Annotated in this window: 23 protein-coding genes and 1 pseudogene; 8 read left to right on the top strand and 16 right to left on the bottom strand. The window is 71.7% G+C overall.

The window, feature by feature from the left end; translation table 11 throughout:
* Positions 1-287: 287 nt before the first annotated feature.
* Both GEV28_RS05740 and GEV28_RS05735 read left to right on the top strand, forming a co-directional pair.
* Positions 288-2,192, top strand: a complete 1,905-nt coding sequence (locus GEV28_RS05740) for an EAL domain-containing protein (RefSeq protein ID WP_291409322.1) — start codon at positions 288-290, stop codon at positions 2,190-2,192.
* A 281-nt stretch (positions 2,193-2,473) separates the two neighbouring features.
* Positions 2,474-2,851, top strand: coding sequence for a VOC family protein (locus GEV28_RS05735; protein ID WP_291409320.1), 378 nt, complete (start codon positions 2,474-2,476; stop codon positions 2,849-2,851).
* On the opposite strand, the gene GEV28_RS05730 is transcribed toward GEV28_RS05735, so the two are convergent.
* From GEV28_RS05730 to GEV28_RS05710, 5 genes are all read right to left on the bottom strand, one after another.
* Positions 2,848-3,069, bottom strand: coding sequence for a hypothetical protein (locus GEV28_RS05730; RefSeq protein ID WP_291409350.1), 222 nt, complete (start codon positions 3,067-3,069; stop codon positions 2,848-2,850). The two genes, GEV28_RS05735 and GEV28_RS05730, sit on opposite strands and share 4 nt — an antisense overlap.
* 277 nt (positions 3,070-3,346) lie before the next feature.
* Positions 3,347-4,090, bottom strand: a complete 744-nt coding sequence (locus tag GEV28_RS05725; protein WP_291409318.1) for an amidohydrolase family protein — start codon at positions 4,088-4,090, stop codon at positions 3,347-3,349.
* A gap of 100 nt (positions 4,091-4,190) precedes the next feature.
* Positions 4,191-4,574, bottom strand: a complete 384-nt coding sequence (locus tag GEV28_RS05720; RefSeq protein WP_291409316.1) for an IclR family transcriptional regulator C-terminal domain-containing protein — start codon at positions 4,572-4,574, stop codon at positions 4,191-4,193.
* On the bottom strand, positions 4,472-5,059 hold the full coding sequence (locus tag GEV28_RS05715) for a helix-turn-helix domain-containing protein (RefSeq protein ID WP_291409314.1): 588 nt from the start codon (positions 5,057-5,059) through the stop codon (positions 4,472-4,474). Before GEV28_RS05715 ends, GEV28_RS05720 begins: the two co-directional genes overlap by 103 nt.
* An 8-nt stretch (positions 5,060-5,067) precedes the next feature.
* On the bottom strand, positions 5,068-5,829 hold the full coding sequence (locus GEV28_RS05710; RefSeq protein ID WP_291409312.1) for an amidohydrolase family protein: 762 nt from the start codon (positions 5,827-5,829) through the stop codon (positions 5,068-5,070).
* Positions 5,830-5,892: 63 nt separating this feature from the next.
* Here GEV28_RS05710 and GEV28_RS05705 point away from each other — a divergent pair, with 63 nt between their 5' ends.
* Positions 5,893-6,147, top strand: a complete 255-nt coding sequence (locus GEV28_RS05705; RefSeq protein WP_291409309.1) for a hypothetical protein — start codon at positions 5,893-5,895, stop codon at positions 6,145-6,147.
* A gap of 154 nt (positions 6,148-6,301) precedes the next feature.
* Here GEV28_RS05705 and GEV28_RS05700 read toward each other — a convergent pair whose 3' ends face one another.
* The 9 genes from GEV28_RS05700 to GEV28_RS05660 form a co-directional block, all read right to left on the bottom strand.
* Positions 6,302-6,727 carry a nuclear transport factor 2 family protein gene (locus GEV28_RS05700; protein WP_291409307.1) on the bottom strand — a complete coding sequence of 142 codons (426 nt, stop codon included), beginning with the start codon at positions 6,725-6,727 and terminating at the stop codon, positions 6,302-6,304.
* A 35-nt stretch (positions 6,728-6,762) separates the two neighbouring features.
* Positions 6,763-6,993 carry a hypothetical protein gene (locus GEV28_RS05695; RefSeq protein ID WP_291409306.1) on the bottom strand — a complete coding sequence of 77 codons (231 nt, stop codon included), beginning with the start codon at positions 6,991-6,993 and terminating at the stop codon, positions 6,763-6,765.
* Positions 6,994-7,061: 68 nt separating this feature from the next.
* Positions 7,062-7,310, bottom strand: a complete 249-nt coding sequence (locus tag GEV28_RS05690) for a hypothetical protein (RefSeq protein ID WP_291409304.1) — start codon at positions 7,308-7,310, stop codon at positions 7,062-7,064.
* Positions 7,311-7,666: 356 nt separating this feature from the next.
* Positions 7,667-8,308 (bottom strand): LysE family translocator, encoded by a 642-nt coding sequence (locus GEV28_RS05685; protein ID WP_291409302.1) that lies wholly within the window; start codon positions 8,306-8,308, stop codon positions 7,667-7,669.
* Between the two features lie 110 nt (positions 8,309-8,418).
* The gene (locus tag GEV28_RS05680) at positions 8,419-9,945 is read right to left on the bottom strand and encodes an alpha-amylase family glycosyl hydrolase (RefSeq protein ID WP_291409300.1); all 1,527 of its coding nucleotides are present in this window, start codon (positions 9,943-9,945) and stop codon (positions 8,419-8,421) included.
* 16 nt (positions 9,946-9,961) lie between these two features.
* Positions 9,962-11,797, bottom strand: a complete 1,836-nt coding sequence (locus GEV28_RS05675) for a hypothetical protein (protein WP_291409298.1) — start codon at positions 11,795-11,797, stop codon at positions 9,962-9,964.
* A 262-nt stretch (positions 11,798-12,059) separates the two neighbouring features.
* Positions 12,060-13,118, bottom strand: coding sequence for a LacI family DNA-binding transcriptional regulator (locus GEV28_RS05670; protein WP_291409296.1), 1,059 nt, complete (start codon positions 13,116-13,118; stop codon positions 12,060-12,062).
* A gap of 72 nt (positions 13,119-13,190) precedes the next feature.
* Positions 13,191-14,933, bottom strand: coding sequence for an ABC transporter ATP-binding protein (locus GEV28_RS05665; RefSeq protein ID WP_291409294.1), 1,743 nt, complete (start codon positions 14,931-14,933; stop codon positions 13,191-13,193).
* Between the two features lie 52 nt (positions 14,934-14,985).
* Positions 14,986-15,393, bottom strand: coding sequence for a hypothetical protein (locus GEV28_RS05660; RefSeq protein WP_291409293.1), 408 nt, complete (start codon positions 15,391-15,393; stop codon positions 14,986-14,988).
* A gap of 208 nt (positions 15,394-15,601) precedes the next feature.
* On the opposite strand from GEV28_RS05660, the gene cpt reads away from it, so the two are divergent.
* Positions 15,602-16,135, top strand: a complete 534-nt coding sequence (cpt, locus tag GEV28_RS05655) for a chloramphenicol phosphotransferase CPT (RefSeq protein WP_291409291.1) — start codon at positions 15,602-15,604, stop codon at positions 16,133-16,135.
* A gap of 170 nt (positions 16,136-16,305) precedes the next feature.
* On the opposite strand, the gene GEV28_RS05650 is transcribed toward cpt, so the two are convergent.
* Positions 16,306-17,187 carry an NAD(P)-binding domain-containing protein gene (locus GEV28_RS05650; RefSeq protein WP_291409289.1) on the bottom strand — a complete coding sequence of 294 codons (882 nt, stop codon included), beginning with the start codon at positions 17,185-17,187 and terminating at the stop codon, positions 16,306-16,308.
* 56 nt (positions 17,188-17,243) lie between these two features.
* On the opposite strand from GEV28_RS05650, the gene GEV28_RS05645 reads away from it, so the two are divergent.
* The 3 genes and pseudogenes from GEV28_RS05645 (at position 17,244) to GEV28_RS05635 (ending at position 19,011) form a co-directional block, all read left to right on the top strand.
* Positions 17,244-17,642 carry a MerR family transcriptional regulator gene (locus tag GEV28_RS05645; RefSeq protein WP_291409287.1) on the top strand — a complete coding sequence of 133 codons (399 nt, stop codon included), beginning with the start codon at positions 17,244-17,246 and terminating at the stop codon, positions 17,640-17,642.
* A 330-nt stretch (positions 17,643-17,972) separates the two neighbouring features.
* Positions 17,973-18,123: pseudogene (locus GEV28_RS05640) on the top strand (ATP-binding cassette domain-containing protein); the annotation flags it as partial.
* Between the two features lie 147 nt (positions 18,124-18,270).
* A complete protein-coding gene (locus GEV28_RS05635) occupies positions 18,271-19,011 on the top strand; it encodes a Clp protease N-terminal domain-containing protein (protein WP_291409348.1) in 741 nt (246 codons plus the stop codon).
* Between the two features lie 161 nt (positions 19,012-19,172).
* Here the strand turns inward: GEV28_RS05635 and GEV28_RS05630 are convergent, their stop codons facing one another.
* Positions 19,173-19,670: a hypothetical protein gene (locus GEV28_RS05630; protein ID WP_291409285.1), complete on the bottom strand. Its 498-nt coding sequence runs from the start codon at positions 19,668-19,670 to the stop codon at positions 19,173-19,175.
* A gap of 102 nt (positions 19,671-19,772) precedes the next feature.
* Here GEV28_RS05630 and GEV28_RS05625 point away from each other — a divergent pair, with 102 nt between their 5' ends.
* Positions 19,773-20,456: a response regulator transcription factor gene (locus tag GEV28_RS05625; protein WP_291409283.1), complete on the top strand. Its 684-nt coding sequence runs from the start codon at positions 19,773-19,775 to the stop codon at positions 20,454-20,456.
* The last annotated feature ends 1 nt before the right edge of the window (position 20,457 follow it).

The following is a 20,457-nucleotide window of genomic DNA, read 5'->3' as shown; positions in this document are numbered from 1 at the left end:
GTTTGGGTGCAGAGCCCGCGACGTTGTCGCTGGTACCGTCAACGCGCGGCTCACCGGAGAAGGACGAACTCGGATGACTTGGCCTATGGATGGCTCCGGTGGATCGATCTGAGCTGGTCGCTGAGTGGGCGAGAGCATTGGCTCGGGTCATCTACATTGCGCGGTCGAGGGATGAGATCGAGCGCGCGCTCTCGGGCGCGCTCGAGAGCCTCATCGTTGTCGTGCGGGCGGAACCGTTCACGGCCGAGCCGGCGGCGGCTATCGCGGAAGGCTTGGTGGAGCTGGGGGTGACCAGCTCCGAATGTGTCGAGGGTTCGGTCAACGTACTGGGCGAGGGAATGCCTCACTTATCAGAGCTGAACGGCGTCGACAAGGCGACCGACAAGCTCGTGCACGTGTTCGGCGCGATGGCGCGCGGATTCAGTGAGGGTATGCGCCGGCGGCTGTTCGACGAGCAGGAGGGGTTGACCCGCGCGCTGATCCGGGCCAGGGAGAACGCCGAGCGCGCGCTGTCGGACAGCGAGGCGAAGTTCGAGGAGATCTTCTCGACGTCGTCGGTGGGCATGGCGATCAGCGACCTCGACGGCGGGCTGATCCGGAGCAACCGTGCGTTGGCGGAGATTCTGGCGCACCGGCGGGGAAAGGTGAGCGCGCTCCGGCTGGAGGAGATCTTCCACCCGGACGACGCGGACTACCTGCGGCTGCGCTACCAGGTGCTGCTGGACGAGGACTCGCTGCCGTTCCGCGAGCGGCGAAGACTTCTGCGCGCGGACGGTGAGGAGGCGCTGGTCTTCCTGTCCGCGTCGGTGCTGCGCGCCCCGGACGGCACCCCGACCTACTACGTGACGTCCGCGGAGGACGTGTCGGACAAGCACTTCCTCGAGGGGCAGTTGCAGTTCCAGGCCATCCACGACGTCCTCACCGGGCTGGTGAACCGGCACCGGTTCATGGGCCGGCTCGAGGAGACGCTGGGCGGCAAGAACAAGGTCGAGGAGATCACCGTCTTCCACCTCGACCTGGACGGGTTCCGCGCGATCAACAACGGCCTGGGCCGCGATGCCGGCGACCGGTTGCTGCAGACCGTCGCGACCAGGCTGCGTGAGGTGTTCGAGGGCGAGACGGCCACGATCGCCCGGTTCGACGGTGACGAGTTCGGGGTGCTGCTGGAGAACTCGCCGACCACGCCGTCGCCGGCGAGCCTGGCGGTGCGGATCAACGACGAGCTCGCCGAGCCGGTCTACATCGACGACGAGGGCATCGCCACCACCGCGACCATTGCCGTGGTGCACAAGCCGAAGCCGGACACGTCGCCCGCGGAGCTGTTGCGGGCCACGGACACCACGCTGCAGCGGCTCAAGCAGACGGGCCGGCGGCAGTGGGGCACGGTCGACGTCGAGCAGAACGAGCAGGACCGGTCGCGGTTCGCGCTGGCCGGCTCGATGCCCGGGGCATGGGAGAACGGCGACTTCGGGATCGAGTACCAGCCGCTGGTGTCGTTGAAGGACAAGAGCATCGTGGCGATGCAGGCGCTGCTGGGCTGGGACCACACCGAGCAGGGCAGGCTCGACCACGAGCGGTGCCTGGAGGTGCTCGCCGAGACCGGCCTGTCGCTGCCCATCGGGCGGTGGATGCTCAACCAGTCCTGCCACCAGCTGCGCTCGTGGACCGACCGGTTCAACGGTGGACTGCCGAAGCTGTACGTCGAGCTCACCAAGGAGCTGGCCGGCGACCCGGACCTGGTGTCGGCGGTGCAGGCGGTGCTCACCGACGCGTGCCTCTCGCCCGACCAGTTGCGGCTCGGCATGCCGGTGCAGGCGCTGTGCATGACCGACGGGCTGGCCGAGGACAACCTCGAGGTGCTGAAGGACCTCGGCATCGGCGTCGTGCTCTACGCGTTCGGCACCACCCGGGGCGACCTCGCGTGCCTGGAGGACCTGCCGGTGAGCGCGGTGAAGATGTCCGGCCTGGTCGTGTCCCGGGTCGACCGGCAGGGCGAGGAGAGCCTGTTCGTCAAGTCGATCCGCCAGCTCGTGCCGCTGGTCCGCGAGTCCGGCACGCCGGTCATCGTGGGCGACATCGAGACCGAGGCCCAGCTCGACTGGTGGCGCGATGCCGGCGCGGACACCGTGCAGGGCGACTTCGTCGGCACCGCCGGCAGCCCCCAGGACACCGAACACCTCTTCGTGGCCTGACCCCCCGCGAGTCCAACGCTCAGGACCCGCGAGTCCAACGCTCAGGACCCGCGAGTCCAACATTCCGGACCCGCAAGACACCTGGCAAGGGCGGCTACGCACCCGGCATCCATCCGGACCGGCTCTCGCCTTGCGCTGCGCGAGCTACGGCCGGTCTTGCTCCGGTCGCCGACGCGCCCGACCTCGCCGCGCTGGACAAGCCGCTCGCGTTCTTCGCCGCACTGGCGAGGACTCATCGGGTAGCGGAGGCCGCCTCGCCCGGAAGGTGAGACTCTCGACGGATGGAGATCCTCAGCAGCAGGGTCATCGTGCGCCCGCGAGATCCGGAGCGGTCGGTGGCCTTCTACCGGGACACGCTCGGCCTCGCGATCCACCGCGAGTTCCCCGGCGGCACCGTGTTCTTTCTCGGCAACGGGCTGCTGGAGGTGTCCGGGCGGGGGAGCGCCGGGCCGAGCGAGGACACCGCTCTGTGGCTGCAGGTGCGCGACCTGGCCGGCACCGAGCGTGCGCTGGAGGCACGCGGCGTACCGATCGTCAGGGAGGCGCGCGAGGAACCGTGGGGCCTGCTGGAGATGTGGGTCGAGGATCCCGACGGGTTACGCATCGTGCTCGTGGAGATACCGACGGATCACCCGATCCGCAAGGACCAGCGGGACTAAGCGGCGGCCGCGGCCGGAACCAGCGCGGCTTCGCCCGCGGCGGTGAGCCGGGCGGGCACCAGCTGGCCGACCCCGCCCGTCGTCGCGGGCTCGATCAACCCGGCGTGAGCGAGCGTGTGCGCCGTGTACTGGTCGCAGCAGGGAACGTTGTCGATGAACAGGTCCGGCTCGCTGCTGCAGCTGATCTGCGCGCGCCCGGCGACTACCGCGCGGAGCATCGAGATGGCTCGGTGGTTCAGACCTTCGGGCAGTGCCTCGAAAGGTGGCTCGATGGGTGGCACGGTGGTGCGGGCGGTGGACATGTCGTTCCTCGTTAGTACTGCTCGGATCCCCTGCGAGTCTGTTGTAGCACTCGGCACTGACACTTCGTTGGATGCTGACTGACCCCGTCGGGTTTCATCGAACTTCCTAACACCTTGTTACAGATACTGAGAGCCCGGGGCAAAGTTAGATACACCCGTTGCCCGGAAGGACCAACGTGTTCGGCCGAATGGTCTACGCCAGGCCGAGGTCGCCAAGAGGATCGCCGTGCAGGATTCGGTCCAGTGTCGACTCGTGCACTCTCGGTAGGCCCGTGTTCGTGGCGGCCAGCGCACGCAGCCCGTCGGCCGCCTCCTTGGGCGTCCACATCGGATAGTCCGATCCGAACAGCAGCTTGTCCGCTATGTCCCACTCCTGCGCCCGGACCAGCGCCAGATAGCCGTCCAGCGGCCGCGCCCACGACGCCGACACGTCGGTGAACACCCGCCGGTTCTTCCGGCACGTCACGATGCTCTCCCGCTGCCACGGGTGCCCGAGGTGGGCGATGATCTGCACGAGGCCGGGGTGCCGCCGCGCCACGTCGTCGACCAGCAGCGGGTTGGACAGCGACAGGTCACCGACCGGGCTCGGGGTCGCGCCCATGTGCCACAGCACCACGAGCCCCAGCCGGGTGGCCTCGGCGAAGAACGGGTCGTGCGCCGGGCCGCGCGGGTCGAAGCCGGCCAGCACCGGGTAGAGCTTGATCCCGCGCAGATCGTTCGCGACCCCGTCGGCCAGCTGGTCGAGCACGTCCGGGTCGGACAGGTCCAGCGACATGAAGCCCACGGTCGGGGTGGCCGTGTCGGCGCAGAACCGCGCCACGAACTCGTGGGGCGTGCGGACCCGGCCACGGTGGCCCGCATGCCGAACACGAACGCCAGGTCGACGCCGCCGTCGCGCATGGCCCGGTCGAAGTCGGCCGGGGTGACGTCCACCCACTCCCGCTTGTAGGCCGGCTCCCAGTGAGCGTCCCACTCCGGGCCCCAATGGGTGTGCTGCAAGCAGTGCGTGTGGACGTCGATCACGAGGTGCTCAAGGACTAGGGCCTTCGGTTGGGTGACTCGCTCATCGACTCGTGCATGCGGCGCAGCACGGCCACCACGTCGTAGTCGGCGGAGAGCGCCTCGGCGGTCTCGTGCAGCCGCTCCAGGTACTCCTTCTGCTTCTCCCGGCCGAACTCGCCGGCCGGCCCGGACACCGACAGCGCGGCGAGCATCTGCCCGCCGGCCGTGATCGGCACCGCGACGCACTTGAGCCCGGTGCTGCCCTCGTTGTCGTCGATGCCGTGGCCGCGCCGCGCGGTCCGCCGGATCTCCTTGGTCATCTCGTCGAGGGTGGTGATCGTGCGGTCGGTGCGGGCCGGGTACGGCTCCGGCGGCAGGTGCGCGGTGAGCCGCTCGGGGTCGACGCCGGCGAGCAGCATCTTGCCCAGACCCGTGCAGTGCGCGCTGTCCCGCGCGCCGGGGCTGGTCTCGAAGCGCAGCGGCCGGTCGGGGGTGCGCACACGTGCACGACCTCGGTGCCGTCCAGCATGCCCAGGTTGGACGTCTGCTGGGTCTGTTTGCTGAGTGCGTCCAGATAGGTCCCGGCCGCCGCCGACAGGTCCAAACTGGACACATATGCGTCGGCGAGCGCCATCACCTTGTGCCCGAGCCGGTACGCGGGCCGCTCGTCGACCCGTACGACGAACCGCATCTCGGTGAGCGCGGAGAGGAGCCGCACCAGCGTGCTCTTGGGCAGGCCGGTGTGCTCGTGCATCCCGGTGAGCGTCAACGGCGGCGGCACCGAGGCGAGCAGGTCCAGCAGCACGAGGCCGCGGGTCAGCGCGTGCGTGTGGTAGTTCGCGCTCTTGGGCCCGAGCTGGTCCTCGGTCCTTGTCGGGCGCGCTCCGCGTGCCTTTGTCGCCATCTCGATCCTCACTTCGTCGGGGCTCGTCGCACCACGTCGCCCGGCCGGGAAGCGGGGTGGCTTCCGTTCTCCACCACCATTGTCCCGGCGACGAGCACGTGCTCCACGCCCGCGGGGAACAGCCGCGGATGAAGAAAGGTAGCGCGATCGGCAAGGCGTTCCATGTCCAACACGACAAGATCCGCCATCTGTCCGCGTCGGACCTCACCCCGATCGGTGAGCCCGACCCGCCGCGCGGGGGTCGAGGTCGCCTTGTGCACGGCCGTGGCCAGCGGCAGTCCACCGGTTCCGGCGAGTACCCGGGGGAAGGTGCCGAACGACCGTGGGTGCGGGAAACCCTGACCTGTCGGACCGTCCGGGTCGAGCGCGAGCCCGTCCGAGGCGACGACGGAGCTGTCGTGGTGCAGCACCGTGCGCAGGTCGTCCGGGCTGCGGCCGCCCGCGGTCATGATGACGGCGTTGCCGTGCGCGGCGATGAGGTCCAGCGCCACGTCCACCGCGTCCCGGCCGGTGGCGAGCTCCGCGATGGTCCGGCCGAGTACGTCGGTGGCGCCGCCGGCGACGGTGATCTCCGTCCACGGCACGGCGTTGTCGACCCACGCCGCCGCGATTCGTTGCCGCACAACGGGATCTGCGAGCCGGTCGGGAATCACCGACGGGCCGCCGTCGGTGACCCATTCCGGCAGCAGCTGGCTCAGCGGCGCGTTGCCGGCGAGGTAGGGGTAGATGTCGACCCCGATGTCCGTGCCGATGTCCGCCCCGTCCAGCATCGCGAGCACCTCGGACACCCGGCCCCAGTTGCGTTCCCGACCGAGCTCAGATGCGAGATCTGCGTGCGGCAGCCCGTCTGCCGCGCGACCAGCACCGCCCGCACCAGGATCTCCTGGCTCGAGGGCAGCCTCGGCCAGGGGCAGCTGGGCCGGGCGTTCATGGGCCGCTACCGCGGTGGCGGCGTCGACCGAGTCGCGCGGACCACCGACCAGTGGGTCGGCCGGCCCGCGGACCTGTCGCGGGCCGGTCGGCAAGGCGTCGAGACCTACGTCCGGACGGACGACACCGTCGGCCGCGACCTGCGGGCCCTGTCATGACCGTCGCCGAACCGGACGCTCCACTGTGGACAGCGGTGAAGGCGCGCGGCGTCGAATGTCCCGCCGACGTCGAGGAGGTGGCGGCCGACCTCGGGACCGCATGGCACACCGCCGCCGACCGTATCGCGACGTTCCTGGCCGGGTGGCGCCGAGCTCAGCGGTCGAGCTTGGCGCGTAGCCACGCCGGCCAGCCGCGCGGGCGGCGGGCCAGGGAGCCGAGCAGGCGCAGGCCGTCGAAGTTCGCCGTGCGGGAGGCGATCAGGCCGTCCCGCAGGACGATCTTGTCGACGGTCACCCACTCGATGGGCTTGCGGCCGAACGTGCCGGTGAGGCGCACTTCCACGAACACGGTCTCGTCGTCGGCCGCGGCCCAGCTCAGGACCTCGCCGCGCAGGTCGGGGATCGTCGACAGCAGCTCGTCCAGCACGTTCGTCAGCCCGTCGTGGCCGCGCGCGGTGCTGTAAAGCGGCTGGGTGAACGTCGCGTCGGGGTGGGCCAGCGCCACGAGCCCGTCGACGGTCGGGGTGGCCCACGCGTCGGCGAAGCGGCGCACGAACGCCGCCGTGTCGGTCTGGAACATGAGCGTCACGCTAACCGAGCCGCCGTCGTCAGCCCTCACGGGTTCGGCGCACGGTGAACTCGCGGGTCCCGCGGGCCAGTACGCCAGTCAGTCCGTCCTGCCGCCAGCTCCACGGCCGGCTCCGTGCAGGTCACCTCGCCCCGCACGGCCACGAACGACTCCGGCGCGGGCGAGCGGAACGTCACCGAGCCTTCGCCGACGTGCGCCGCCTCGGCCGTCGCGTACGCCACGTCGAGGCCGCCGAGCGTCAGGTCGGGCGGCAGCATCAGCGCCCGCCGCCCCTGCAGCCACAGCGTCTCGCCGCCCAGCAGCGGCCGCCCGTGCTCGGTGGCGGTCAGCCGAGCGCGTCACGCAGGACCGGGCACGGGCCGCGGGCCATGTCCAGTGCCGGCACCCGCCCGGCCGGCAACAGGTGTCCGCTGGCCCGCATGTAGTCCACAAGGGACTGAACCGCGGCCGGCGGGTGCGTCGTGCCCGCCAGCGCCAGCGCCAGCGCCAGCACCGGCGGCGTCGCCGGGTCGAGAGCGGACTGCAGGTTCACCGCCCCGAACCGGAACCCGCCGAGCAGCATCGCCCGCGCCATGGTCCCTCTCGGCCCGGCGCGCGGGAGCGTACGACGTCGTCCAGCACTGCCTGGATCGAATGGAAGCGCATACAGGAAGCGCTTACATCCGGCCCGATACTAGGCCATTGTCTCGCGGATCTTGGATCGCGGTATTCGCGCCCAGCTGCCCCCTGGCCGCGTTGTCGAAAGGCCCGAATACAACCCGGTATGAGCGACCTTCCGCCGCCTAGCCAGGAGCCACCTGGATCACGAATCCCATCGACCAAGACCCACGAGACACGACCTAGTCGCCGCGGACCGGGACAAGCACCCGGGGACAGCGGGCCCAGCGGGCCGCTCGAGACTCCGCCTGGCACTGGACGGGTCCGCTCCGCTCAGGCCGGTGCCGGCGAGCGGTCGGTCGCCAGCCGCACCGCGAGCGCGCCGAGCACGCCGCCCATCACGTAACGCTGGATGCGCAACCACAGCGGCCGGGCCGTGAGGAAGCGGGCCAGCGCGCCGGCGCCGAGCACGATCAACCCGTTGACAACCAGCGCGACGACGATCTGGATCGCGCCGAGGGTGAGGCTCTGCAGCGCGACAGAGCCGCGCTCGTGGTCGATGAACTGCGGCAGCAGCGCGATGTAGAGCACCGCGATCTTGGGGTTCAGCAGGTTCGTGACCAGCCCCATCGCGAAGAGCCTGCGCGGCCGGTCCGCGGTGAGCTCCTTGGGCTCGAACGCCGACCGCCCGCCGAGGCGGACCGCCTGCCACGCCAGGTACAGCAGGTACGCCGCGCCACCGATCTTCAGCGCCGTGTACGCGGCGGGCACGACCAGGAAGACCGCGGTGAGGCCGGCCGTCGCCGCCGCCAGGTACACGAAGAACCCGCACGCCACGCCGACGAGCGACACCAGACCGGCGCGTCGGCCTTGGGTGATCGACCGGGAGACCAGGTAGATCATGTTGGGCCCCGGGGTGAGCACCAGCCCCAACGCCACCAGCGCGATCCCCGTCGCCGCAGCCAAGCTCACCATCCGCGCACCCCTGTCGCCGTTCCTGCCGTCGACCCTACGTACGGGACGGTCCGCTCCCAGCCGATTTCCCGGATGCTGGGACTGGGCTGGGACTCGGACGCCGTGGCGCGTCAGGCGCGGTACACGGCGTAGCTGAAGCCCTCCATCCGCAGCAGGCCGTTGTCGTGGGTGGCGCCTCGGCCCAGTACCAGCTCGCCCGGCACCGGGATGTCCACTGTGGACGGACGCATTGCCGGGTGCACGGCCACGGTGAACTCGCCGCGGCGGTAGACGAGCGGGTAGCCCGGGTTCACGATCTCCACGCCACCGCGGGAACCCAGCGCGGGGTTCGCCTTGCGGAGCTTGATCAGCTCCCGGGTCAGGTTCAGCAGCGAGTCCGGGTCGGCTTGCGAGTCGGCCACGTTGGGCCGCTCGGGGGACGGGTGCGGCGGCAGGTACGTCACGTCCGGATCGCTTGCGTCCCACTGCATCGGGGTGCGCGAACCGGCCCGGTTGTAGCCTGCCCGGGGCGGGCCGAGCACGCTGCCCTCGAAGTCCGGCAGGCCCGGCTGGTACTGCATGCCGATCTCGTCGCCGTAGTAGATCGCCGGCAACGTCTGCCAGGTCAGCAGGAACACCAGCGCCGCGCGGGCCTGGTCCGCGGTGCGGCTGCCGGCGACCAGCCGGGGGAAGTCGTGGTTGGCCGACGGCAGGATGATGTGTCCACTGTGGTCGATCACGGTGGACGCGGTGGCCCACTCGGCCAGGAAGTCGTAGATCGACCCCGCGCCGGAGGCGTCGAAGTAACACGGGCGCGGGCGCCACGTGTCGTCGTGGACCGCGCCGTTGTGGAACAGCGAGCGGAAGGCCTGGCTCGAACCGAAGTGCAGGAAGAAGTCCGCGTGGAAGCCGGCCGGCACCGACACCTGCGGCTGCGCCCACTCCGAGAGCAGCACCGCCTGCGGGTACGCGGCGTCGAGCCACCCACGCAGCTCATGCCACAGCTTCGCCGTCTCTGTCTTGCCCGCGTCGTCCTTCACCAGCGACGACGCCATGTCCACCCGGAAACCGGCGACCCCGGCGCGCAGCCAGTGGTCCATGATGTCCCGCAGCGCCTGCCGGTTCGCCCGGGGCCCCTCGGCGTCCACGGGCTGGCGCCACGGCTCGGCGTCGTCCATCCGCGCGTAGCCGAAGTTGAGCGCCGGCTGCACGGGGAAGAAGTTCGGCAGGTAGAAGCCCGGCCGGGTGCCGGGCGACGGCTGGAAGCCCGGCGCCTGCCGGTCGGCCCAGATGTAGCGGTGGTCGCTCGGGTCGTCGGCGGACCGGACGAACCACGGGTGCTGGTCGGACGTGTGCCCGGCCACCAGGTCGAGCAGCACGCGGATCCCGCGCCGGCCGGCCGAGTCGACGAGCTTGGCCAGGTCGTCGCGGGTGCCGTAGCGCGGGTCGATCGCGTAGTAGTCGGCCACGTCGTAGCCGGCGTCGCGCATGGGCGAGACGAAGCATGGGTTGAGCCACACCGTGTTCACCCCGAGCCATGCCAGGTAGTCCAATTTGGACTCGATACCGTTCAGGTCGCCGATGCCGTCTCCGTTGCTGTCCGCAAAGCTCTGCGGGTAGATCTGGTACAGGACGGCATCAGCCAACCAGTCGGCCATGGACGCTCCTCGCTCGTCAGCGCCGGGTCAGTCGCAGCGACCGGATGCCCGGCATGGGGATCTCGACGGTGACCGACGCGGTGGCGTCCGCGCCGACCTCCACGTCCGCAAGGTACTCGATCGGCAGTGTGTCGGCGGCGCGCAGCGCGTCCCACTGCCGGCCGTCCGGCCACTCGGCGCCGCCAAGTTCCTGCCACACCCGCTGGATGTTGCCGTGCTCGGCGTCGACCCGGGTCGAGCTCACCTCGTACCTGCCGGGCGTCAGTCCGGACACCTCGACCGACACCGTCCGGTCCAGTATCGCCGCACCGTCTATTTTGGACTGATCCAGGGTTCCGTTCCACACCAGCACGTCCACCGTCGAACCGGTGGCCGTGGCCAGCGCCTCGACCATCGCCTCGGCGCCGTCGCCGGTGAGGGTCGCCGGGATCCGCCCGCCGGCCAGCGCGGACAGCATCGCGAGCGCCCAGAACCGGGGCTTGCGCAGGTTGCCGACGGTCAGCAGGCCGAACCCGCCGTGCAGCAGCCGCGGCGGCCAGCCGAGCTCCTCGAACTGGTCGGACGCGACCCAGTAGGACAGGCAGTCCGTCGTGGCGATCGCGCTCTTCATGCCGCGCAGCACGAACGGCGCGGCGAACACGGTGTCGTTGACCCGGTGGAAGTGCGTCGGCGTGACGCCCCACTCGGTCCAGAGGATCTCCGGCTCCGCCTTGCCGGTGGCCTTGGCGAACGAGCGGGTGAGCGGCCGCATGTCCAGCGGCGCGTTGCCGTAGGTGTGCGTCGACACGAAGTCGACCGGCACGTCGCCCGCCAGGCAGTGCTCCAGCAGCGCGCCCACCCAGCTGGCCGCCGCCGAGGACGGGCCGCCGACCGGGATCCGCTCGTCGACGCTCTTCACCGCGCGGGCCGCGACCTCGTAGAGCCGGTGGTAGTCCTCCTGGGTGCCGTTCCAGAAGACCTCGAGGTTGGCCTCGTTCCAGACCTCGAACTCCCAGGTGGCCACCTCGTCGGCGCCGTAGCGCTCGCGCAGGTGCACGGTCAGGGCGCGGACGAGGTCGCCCCAGCGGTCCCAGTCCTTCGGCACCGACACCGCGGCCTTGTACTCGAAGACGGTGTACTCGGGGTCGGCGCACAGCGCGAGCGGCATGAACGACAGCTCGACCACCGGCTTGAGCCCGGACTCGAGGAACCGGTCGTAGACCTCGTCCAACCCGGCGAAGTCGAAGCCGCCGTCCTCGCGCACGGTGACCGTCTCGGGCAGGAACGTGCCGTGGGCGCGGACGGTCCGCACGCCGATCTCGTCGCGCATGATCCGCAGCGCCTCGGCGTACTCGGCGGCGACGTCCGAGCCGCCGGGGCCGGGCCGGTCCCAGACCAGCAGGGAGAAGTGCTCGGCACCGATCATCCGGCGCCAGACGTCGGGCAGCGGGGCCGGCGCCGTGGTCGCGTCGACCGACACGACCACCCGCGCCTGCGCCGGACCCGCCGGCTGGGGGGTGGCCGACGCGGTCGTCGACAGCGACCCTGCACCGCTGTCGCTCCACGTGGCCACCCGGTAGTGGTAGGTCGCGCCCGGCTCGACCATCGTGTCGGCGTAGGGCGGGTGCGGTACCGCGAGCACGTCGCCGCCGAGGTGGTCGAGCGGTTCGAACGGGCCGTCCTGGGTGCTGGCCCGGTGCACGAGGTAGCCGAGCGCGCCGTCGACCGGCCGCCAGTCCAGTCGCACGAGCCCGGTGCCGGCCTCGGCGACCAGGTCCTGCGGCGGGGCCAGCTCGCCGATGCCGGTGAGCCGCTCGTCACTGGGCATGCCGATGCGCTGCTCCCAGTCCCGCCGCGCGCTGGTGTCGGTCACTACGCCCCCTTGCTGTAAGCGCTTGCTGTAAGCGCATACAGTAGGTGCCCCGCCAACCCTCCCGCAACCAAGCCGCCCCGCCCCCGCGCCCGCACGAACCCCCGCGAGTCCAACGCTCGCGACCCGCGAGTCCAACGTTCGCGCACCTGGTCCGATGTCCGGAACGTTGGACACGGAGGTCCGGAGGGTTGGACTCGCGGGTCCGGAACGTTGGACTCGCGGGTTCTGGGGGTTGGACTCGCGGGGGGGTGGGGGCGCGGGGTCAGGGGCAGCCGCAGCTTCGGCGGCGGGTCTGGGTGACCGGGAGCAGTACCGAGCGGGGTTCGCGGTCCGGGTCTCCCAAGCGTTCCACCAGCAGGTCCACCGCCGTCTGGCCCAGGCGGCGCATCGGCTGGCTCACCGTCGTCAGGCTGGGGCGGACCACGCGGCCCAGCGGGATCCCGTCGAAGCCGACCACCGCCATGTCCTCCGGCACCAGGATCCTGCGCCGCTCCAGTGCCTGCAACGTGCCGACCGCCATCTGGTCGTTCGCGCACACCAGCGCCTGCGGCGGCGGGCCGTACCCGTGGAGCAGGCGCTCCGCCGCGGACCGGCCGTCGGCCTGGGTGAAGTTGCCCCGGGTGTCCGGCTCGGCGGGGACCGGGAGGCCGGCCGCGCGCAACGCCCGCTGGAAACCGAGGAAGCGGGCCGCCGCGTCCGGTGAGTCGGTGCTGCCGCCGACGAACGCGAGCCGGGTCAGGCCGTGGTCGGCGATCAGGTGCGTGGTCAGGTCGCGCTCGCCGTCGGCGTTGGCGACCTCCAGGTGGTCGAGGTGGTCGATCTCGCGCGGGCCCGCGATCATCACGATCGGCAGCCGCCGGGAGATGACCTCGAGGTCGTCGGTCGGCACGGTGCGGGCCAGCACGGCGAACCCGTCGACCCGGCCGGCGACCTTCGCCACCAGGCTCTCCGGGCCACCGGCCAGCGACGCGGCGATCAGCAGCGCGTAGCCGTGCCGCCGGGCCGCGCGCTCCATGCCGCGGGTGATCTCGTCGGCGTAGAGCATGTGCTCGGGGTCGTCGGTGTCCGGGCTGTCGGGGTCGTCGGGGTTGTCGACCTCGGGGTCGGCGTAGTCGGGAAAGCACAGGCCGAGCACGCCGGTGCTGCGGCTGGCCAGGCCACGCGCGTTGCCGCTGGGCACGTACCCGAGCTCGCGCGCGACCGCCAGCACACGCTCGCGGGTCTGCGCACGCACCGTGTCCGGGTTGCGGTACACGCGGGACACGGTCGCGATGGATACCTGTGCGCGTTCGGCGACGTCATAGACCGTGGGGGCACTCACCCAGTAACCGTCCCTCGTGTAAGCGCATTCAGCTGACCAAAACTACCCGGCGTGTCGGGCGGCAGCAAGGAGTTAACTCGCTGTGCCGGCCCCGGTCCAGCTACGCCACAACTCCGCGTACCGCCCGCCCGCCCGCACCAGGTCGGCGTGCGCGCCCGTCTCGACCACGCGGCCGCCGTCGAGCACCAGCACCCGGTCGGCGAGCTCGGCCTGGGTCAGCCGGTGCGCGACGATCAACGTCGTCCGCCCGGCGGTCGCGGCCAGCGCGGCCCGCTCCAGCTCGCGGGCACCCGCGCTCCCGGCCTCGGCGGTGGCTTCGTCGAGGATCGCGACGGTCGGGTCGGCGAGCACCAGCCGGGCCAGCGCCACCTGCTGCGCCTGGGCCGCGGTGAGCCGGTGCGCGCTCTCGCCGACGACCGTGTCCAGCTCGGCCGGCAGCGCGCGGACCCAGTGCGTCGCGCCGACGGTCTCGAGTGCCGCCCGGACCTCCGCCTCGGACGCGTCGGCCTTCGCCAGCCGGAGGTCGGCGACCAGCGGGCCGGAGAAGACGTGCACCTCCTGGCTGAGCATGGCGATGTGCCGGCGGTCCAGCTCGCGGACCGGCACGCCGCCGACGCGGACGACGCCCCCGACCGGGTCGAGCAGACCCGCGGCGATACCGGCGAGCGTCGACTTGCCGGCCCCGGTCGCACCGACGACGGCCAGCCGCTCGCCGGGCTCGATCCGGACCGTAACGTCGGCGAGGACCAGCGGCCCGTCGTCGTAGCGGTGGCTGACGCCCTTCAGCTCGAGCCCGCGGTCGGTCGGCTCGCTCGTGGTCTCCGGCGGGCGCGGCCGGTCGAGCTGGGCGACGCCGACGAGCCGGGCGAGGCTCGCGCCGGCCGACTGGATCTCGTCGAACTCGATGACCACCGCGCCGACCGGGTTGAACAGCCGGTGGAAGTACAGCGCGGCCGCGGTGGTCGCGCCCACCGAGACGATGTCCGCGCGGACCAGCAGGAACCCGGTGACGAGGATGGCGGCGAGACCCACGAACTCCGCCCGGTTCATCCGCGCGACGAGGCGGGTGAAGATCCGGAACACGCCGATGGACAGGTCCATGGCGGCGCGAGACCGGTCGTTGATGGCCGCTGTATGCGCTTCCTCCAGCCTGTAAGCGCGTACGGTCGGGCCGGCCTGCAGCGAGCTGACCATGGCCTGCGCGCGCTCGCCGATCGCGACGCGCTCGCGGGCGTAGAACGGGCCGGAGCGGGGGAGGTACCAGCGGACGGCCAGGACGTACATCGGCCCGGCGAGCAGGCCCGCGAGGCCGAGCCGCCAGTCGAGTGCGAACATGCCGCCGCCGGTGAGCACGATCGTCAGCACGGCGGACACGAGCTGCGGGCCCGTGGTGACGAGCGCGGTGGTGACCACCGAGACGTCGTCGCCGACGCGGGACAGGAGATCGCCGGGGCTGACCTTGTCCAGGGTGGCGGCGGGCAGGTGCAAGGTCCGGTCGAGCACCCGCTCGCGGAGCCGGGCGAGGACGGTCTCGCCGAGCCGGGACAGAAGTGTCGCGGACACCCCGGTGAGCAACCCCGTGGCGAGCGCGGCGACCGCGATCACCGCGGCGGCCGCCATGACGTCGCCGTGGTCCCCGCCGGTGGCGATGTCGTCGATCATGTCGCCGAGCACCCATGGCGCGACGAGCCCGCCCGCACTCGCCCCGACGGCGCTGACCGCGGTGGCGACGCCGAGCCAGGGCAGCCGCCGGACCTCGGCCCAGAGCGCGGCCCAGGTCCGCCGCGACGTGGCGATGGGCAGGAGGTCGGTCATCGCGGCGGCTCCGCCGCACGAGGCCGCCGCACGAGGCCGGCGACGGGCGCGGTCATCGCAGTACCGCCTCGCGGTAGCGGTCGTCGGTCGCGGCCAGGTCGGCGTGGGTGCCGGTCGCCACGATCCGGCCCGCGTCCAGCACCACCACGCGGTCGGCGATCGCCAGCAGGGCCGGGCGCAGCTGGTGCATCTCGTGCTGCATCGCGGTCATCAGGTGCCGCGCGCCCCATCGCCAGAACGTGGTCAGCGAGGTGAACAGCACACCGAGCACGAGCACCCACGCCAGCAGCGGCACGACCTCGCCGGTGGCCACCGCCCGGTCGATGATCACCCCGATCAGCACCGGCACCAGCGCCTCGGCCGACTGGTGGCCGGAGAGCAACAGCACACCCGCGGTCATCCGGCCGCGGTGCCGCCCGACCGACCGGCGCAGCAGGCGGCCTCCGGTGAGCTCACGCACGACGGTCCTCCCAGTTCTTAGGCGAGCCTAACCGGGAGCGAACCATGCGCGAGCGTCCAGCGATGTGGCACTTGATACACCGCGCGGCCGCCGAGACAGCCCGGGTCCAGTGCTGTGGCCGGATGGGTTCACCGGGTTGGCGCGGCAGCGGGGCGGCGTCCGCCGAATGCTGTTTCGAGCGTTGTCGCGGTGCCTCTACTGTGGCGCGGTGGCGGCTCAGGTGATCGTTCTCAATGGTGGTTCCAGTTCTGGGAAGTCCGGGATCGCCCGGTGTCTGCAGGCGGTCCTGCCAGATCCATGGCTGGCTTTCGGGGTCGACACACTGATCGACGCGATGCCCGCGTCCATGAGGGCATCGGATGCGGGGATCGAGTTCGCTCCGGACGGCGAGGTGATCGTCGGGGCGGAGTTCCGGTCGCTGGAAGCGGCGTGGATCGAGGGGGTCGCGGCGATGGCCCGCGCGGGCGCCGGGGTCATCGTTGATGAGGTCTTCCTCGGTGGAGCGGCGTCCCAGCAGCGGTGGCAGAAGGCTCTTGGCGGACTTGACGTGCGCTGGGTCGGTGTCAGGTGCGAGGGCGGTGTTGCCGCGGCCCGCGAGGTTGCACGGGGCGATCGGATCACCGGAATGGCCGTATCCCAGGCAGACGTGGTTCACCAGGGCGTGGTGTACGACCTGGAGGTGGACACGACGCATACCGAGCCGATGCAGTGTGCGCGGATCATCGCCGCCAGTCTCAGGTGATCGAGTGCGGGCCGGCGGTGACCGACGCGGCGGACAGGTCGATCACCCGCCGCACCCCGGCGGCCACCGCGCGGGCGAGCACGTCCGCCGCAGTCTCTTCCACCGGGAGCAGACAGATCCGGTCCACGCCGGCGAATGCCGGGTCGACGAGCTGCGCGACCGGCTCCGGGCTACCGCTGCGCCGTTCCGGTGGTCCGCGGGCCGAGGAGCTCGGTCAGCCGCGACAGGCCGTCGGAACCGTGCCCGGCCTCGACGGCCCGCAGCGCCACCGACCGCGCGGCCCGCATCGTCTCGACGGTGATCCCGCGCGCGTCCGCGGACTCGATGATGTGCGACATGCCGGCCACCGCCGAGGCGATCGTCGAGTGGTCGCCGTCGTGGCGGCCCTGGTCGACCCGGCACGCGTGGTTGTCGATCACCAGCGGCAGCAGGCTGCCGATGCCCTTCGCGAACGGTGCCAGCTCGGTGGCGGTGATGTTCTCCGCGCGGGCCATGGCGAACCCGTGCGTCATCCCGGCGACCGATGTCCAGAAGATGTCCAGCAGCGCCACGTCGTACGCGGCCGCCCGGCCCGGGTCGGGCCCGAGATAGGTGGTCGAGCCGCCCAGCGACGCCATGGCCGCCGGCGGTTCCTCCTGGCCACTGAACAGGAACACCGCGTCCGGCGTGCCGATCGTGAACGTCGGGGTGAGGATCGCGCCGTCCACATAGGTGACCCCGTGCCCGGTCGCCCAGTCGGCGAGCGAGCGCGCCGAGTCCGGCGAGCCGGAGGTCAGGTGCACCAGCGACCGGCCACCCAACGCGGGCGCGGCGGCGGCGAAGACCTCACGCGCGGCGGCGTAGTCGAGCACGCACGCCACCACGACGTCGCTCGCGGCGGCCGCGTCGGCGGGGGTCGCCGCCCGGATCGCCCCGCGCGCGACGAGGTCGCCGGCCTTGGCGGGGGAGCGGTTCCACACGGTCGTCGGGTGGCCCGCGGTCAGGAAGGTGCTGGCCAGCGCGTGGCCCATCGGGCCGAGGCCGAGCACGGTCACGGCGGTCTTGGTCGTCATGGGGGCTAAGCTAAACCTTGACATCAGCGTGAGGGTCAACCCGCGAGGGGGCATGGATGCGCATCGGAGAGCTCGCCCGGCGGACCGGGGTCAGCGAGCGGTCGCTGCGCTACTACGAGGAGCGGGGCCTGCTGCGCCCGCGGCGCCGGCCGAGCGGCTACCGGGTGTACGTGGAGTCCGATGTGGACACCGTGCGGCACGTTCGTATCCTGCTCGCCGCGGGGCTGTCCACCACGCTCATCGCCGAGGTCCTGCCGTGCATGGTCGAGATCGAGGCCGGCGCGGGCCTCGCGCCCAGCTGCCCGGAGCTGGTTCCTCACCTCGACAAGGAACGCGCCCGGATCACCGCCGCCATCGACGAGCTGACCTCCGCCCGCACCCTGCTGGACGCCGTCATCACGGCCACACCCGACGGCGACACCGAGTACCAGGCTTGGGCGGCGGCCGCGGGCTGAGCGCCTGCTCCAAGGAATGGACGGTTGCAACCGACCGTTGACGGTCGGCGCGCGGTTCTGTTGCGATGCAGTGGTGACCATCGAGGTAGTCCTGACCAAGCGGCGTCACATCGACTTCGTCCGGATCGGCACCCAGGCCTGTCCGCGCTGAGCGCGGCCCTGACGTCTCCCTGTCACTGATCTCCCTTGCACGGCAACGCCGTCGTGCCGCTGAACCCTGCCCGCACGACGGGAGGGCCGCCATACCGGCCCTCGTCGGCACTCCTTGGGAACCCGCAGTGTCCACAATGGAACTACTCGACCGCACGGAGGTGGTGGGTCCGCCGGCCGGGCGAGTTCGTCGCGCTGCTCGGCCGCGGCGGCTTCGGGAAGTCCACGCTGCTGCGGGTTCTCGCCGGCCTGGACACCGCGGTCGAGGGCACCGCGACCGTGCGCGGCGCCGTGTCGGTCGCCTTCCCAGCAGCCCCGGCTGCTGCCGTGGCATCTTCTCCGGCTACCCGCACCTGGAGGAGGCCTACTGGTTCGGCGAGGGCGTGCGGCCCGAGCTGGACCGCCGCGGCCTGCTCACCGACATCCCCGTTCAGGCGCGCGTTGTCATCTAACCCCATATGGGGGTATATATGGGGGCATGCCAAAAATCAACGTCTACCTCCCCGACGACCTCGCCGAGGCCGTCAAGGACATCGGGGTGCCGGTCTCCGCCATCTGTCAGCGCGCCCTGGAGCTGGCGGTGAAGCGGGTGAGCGCCATCCGTGCGGCGGTGACGGGCGACCTGACCGGCGCGGACCCGACCGCCGGGCTCACCCAGTTCACCCAGCGCTCGCGGGATGTCATCAAGCTCGCGATCGCCAACGCGCGCGAGCGCGGCGCGGCCGAGATCGGCACCCGGGACCTGCTGCTCGGCATGGTCACCGAGGGCGCGAACATGGCGCTGCTCGTACTTCCCTCGATCGAGGTCGACCCGGCGACCGTGCTGCGCGAGCTCGGCCGGGTCGAGTCGCCGGACGAGGGCGGCTCGGCGGACCGCATGAGCCGTACCGCGGCGGGCGCGCTCGAGCTCACCGTCACCGAGGCGATCTCGTTGGGGCACAACTATGTCGGCTGCGAACACCTGCTGCTGGGTCTTGTCGCCGAGCCGGCCGGCGCCGCGGGTCAGGTGCTGCGCGGTCTGGGCGTGGAGCTGCGCGGCGCCCGGCACGCGGTGCGCGCGGCCCTCGCCGGCTACGTGCACCTGCGGGACCATCAGGCCGCGCAGGCCGGCACGGCCCCGATGGCGAACGTCGTGGTGGCCGCCGTGGACGCCGCCGTGGACACGGCGCTGCAACCGGTGCTCAACCGCCTCGACCGGCTCGAGGAGAAGGTCGGTTAGGTCGTGTCTGGTGGATCTTGGTCGATGGGATTCGTGATCCAGATGGCTCCTGGCAAGGCGGCGGAAGGTCGCGCATACCGGGTTGTATTCGGGCCTTCCGACAACGCGGCCAGGGGGCATCTGGGCGCGAATACCACGACCCAAGATCCGCGAGACATGGCCTAGCTCGTCGGCTTGATCTCGGGGACGATCCGGCCGCCGACGCAGCGCAGCCGGACCTCGATCTCCCGCTCGCCGGACTCGAACTTGATCTGCGGGTGGTCGTCGAGCTCGTCGTCATCTGAGTCGACGCTGAAACCCTGCGCCGGCACGGCCGAGAGCACGTCGACGAGGCCGCCGGGCGCGCAGCGGGCGAGCACCGTGCCGCCGTCGGAGGTCACCGGGGTGGCCTGCGGGGTGGGCGGGTCGCTGGTCGTCGGTGGCGTCGACGGCCCCGTCGACGCGGTGGTCGAGGGCGGCGGCGTGGTCGCCGCCGGGGTTCTGGTCGACCCGGCCAGCTGCTCGTCCACTTGGGACTGGCTGAGCGGCTGCTGGTCGGAGCCGAAGATGTCGTTGCCGATCGCGCCGACCGCGAACATGCCGACCGCGGTCGCGGCCGCCGCGGCGGCGAGCCACAGCACCACCCCGGTGGCGGTGCGCACGGATCGGACCCTGGTCACCTCGGCAGTATGCCCGGCACCCGGGTTAAGGGACTCCTAACGCAGCCATAGCGGAGCCGGTGAGCACGCGGATCCGGACGGGCGTGCCTTAGGTTCGTGCACATGGCGCAGGTACTCGTCGTCGAGGACGACGCGACGATCCGCTCGTCGATCATCCGCGGGCTCACCGACCGCGGGCACGCCGTGTTCTCCGCGCCGACCGCGATGGCCGGGCTCGAGCAGGCGGTCAGCGCGCGACCGGACGTGGTGATCCTCGACCTGGGCCTGCCCGATCTCGACGGCACCGCGATGCTGCGGATGCTGCGCGGGGTCAGCGACGTCCCGGTGATCGTGGCGACCGCGCGCGACGACGAGACCGAGATCGTCGCGGTGCTCGACGCGGGCGCGGACGACTACGTGGTCAAGCCGTTCGGGGTGGCGCAGCTCGACGCGCGGATCCGGGCGGTGCTGCGCCGCGGCGCCGACGACGAACGGGTCGCCGCGGTCGAGGTCGGCGGGCTGCGGGTCGACCCGCGCTCGCGCGAGGCGTCCCTGGACGGTCGCGAGCTGGAGCTGACCCCGCGCGAGTTCGACCTGCTGCACTACCTCGCCGCGCGGGCCGGGGAGGTCGTCAGCAAGCGCGAGCTGCTCACCGAGGTGTGGCAGCTTCCCTACGGCGGCGCGGACAAGACCGTCGACGTGCACCTGTCGTGGTTGCGCCGCAAGCTCGGCGAGACCGCGCAGCAGGCCCGCTACCTGCACGCCGTGCGCGGGGTCGGCGTCCGGCTCGCGGCGCCGGAGGGCTGAC

This window comes from Actinophytocola sp., assembly GCF_009379765.1.
In the GTDB taxonomy this organism is placed as follows: Bacteria; Actinomycetota; Actinomycetes; order Mycobacteriales; family Pseudonocardiaceae; genus Actinophytocola.
This window is presented reverse-complemented; position numbering and strand designations above follow the sequence as displayed.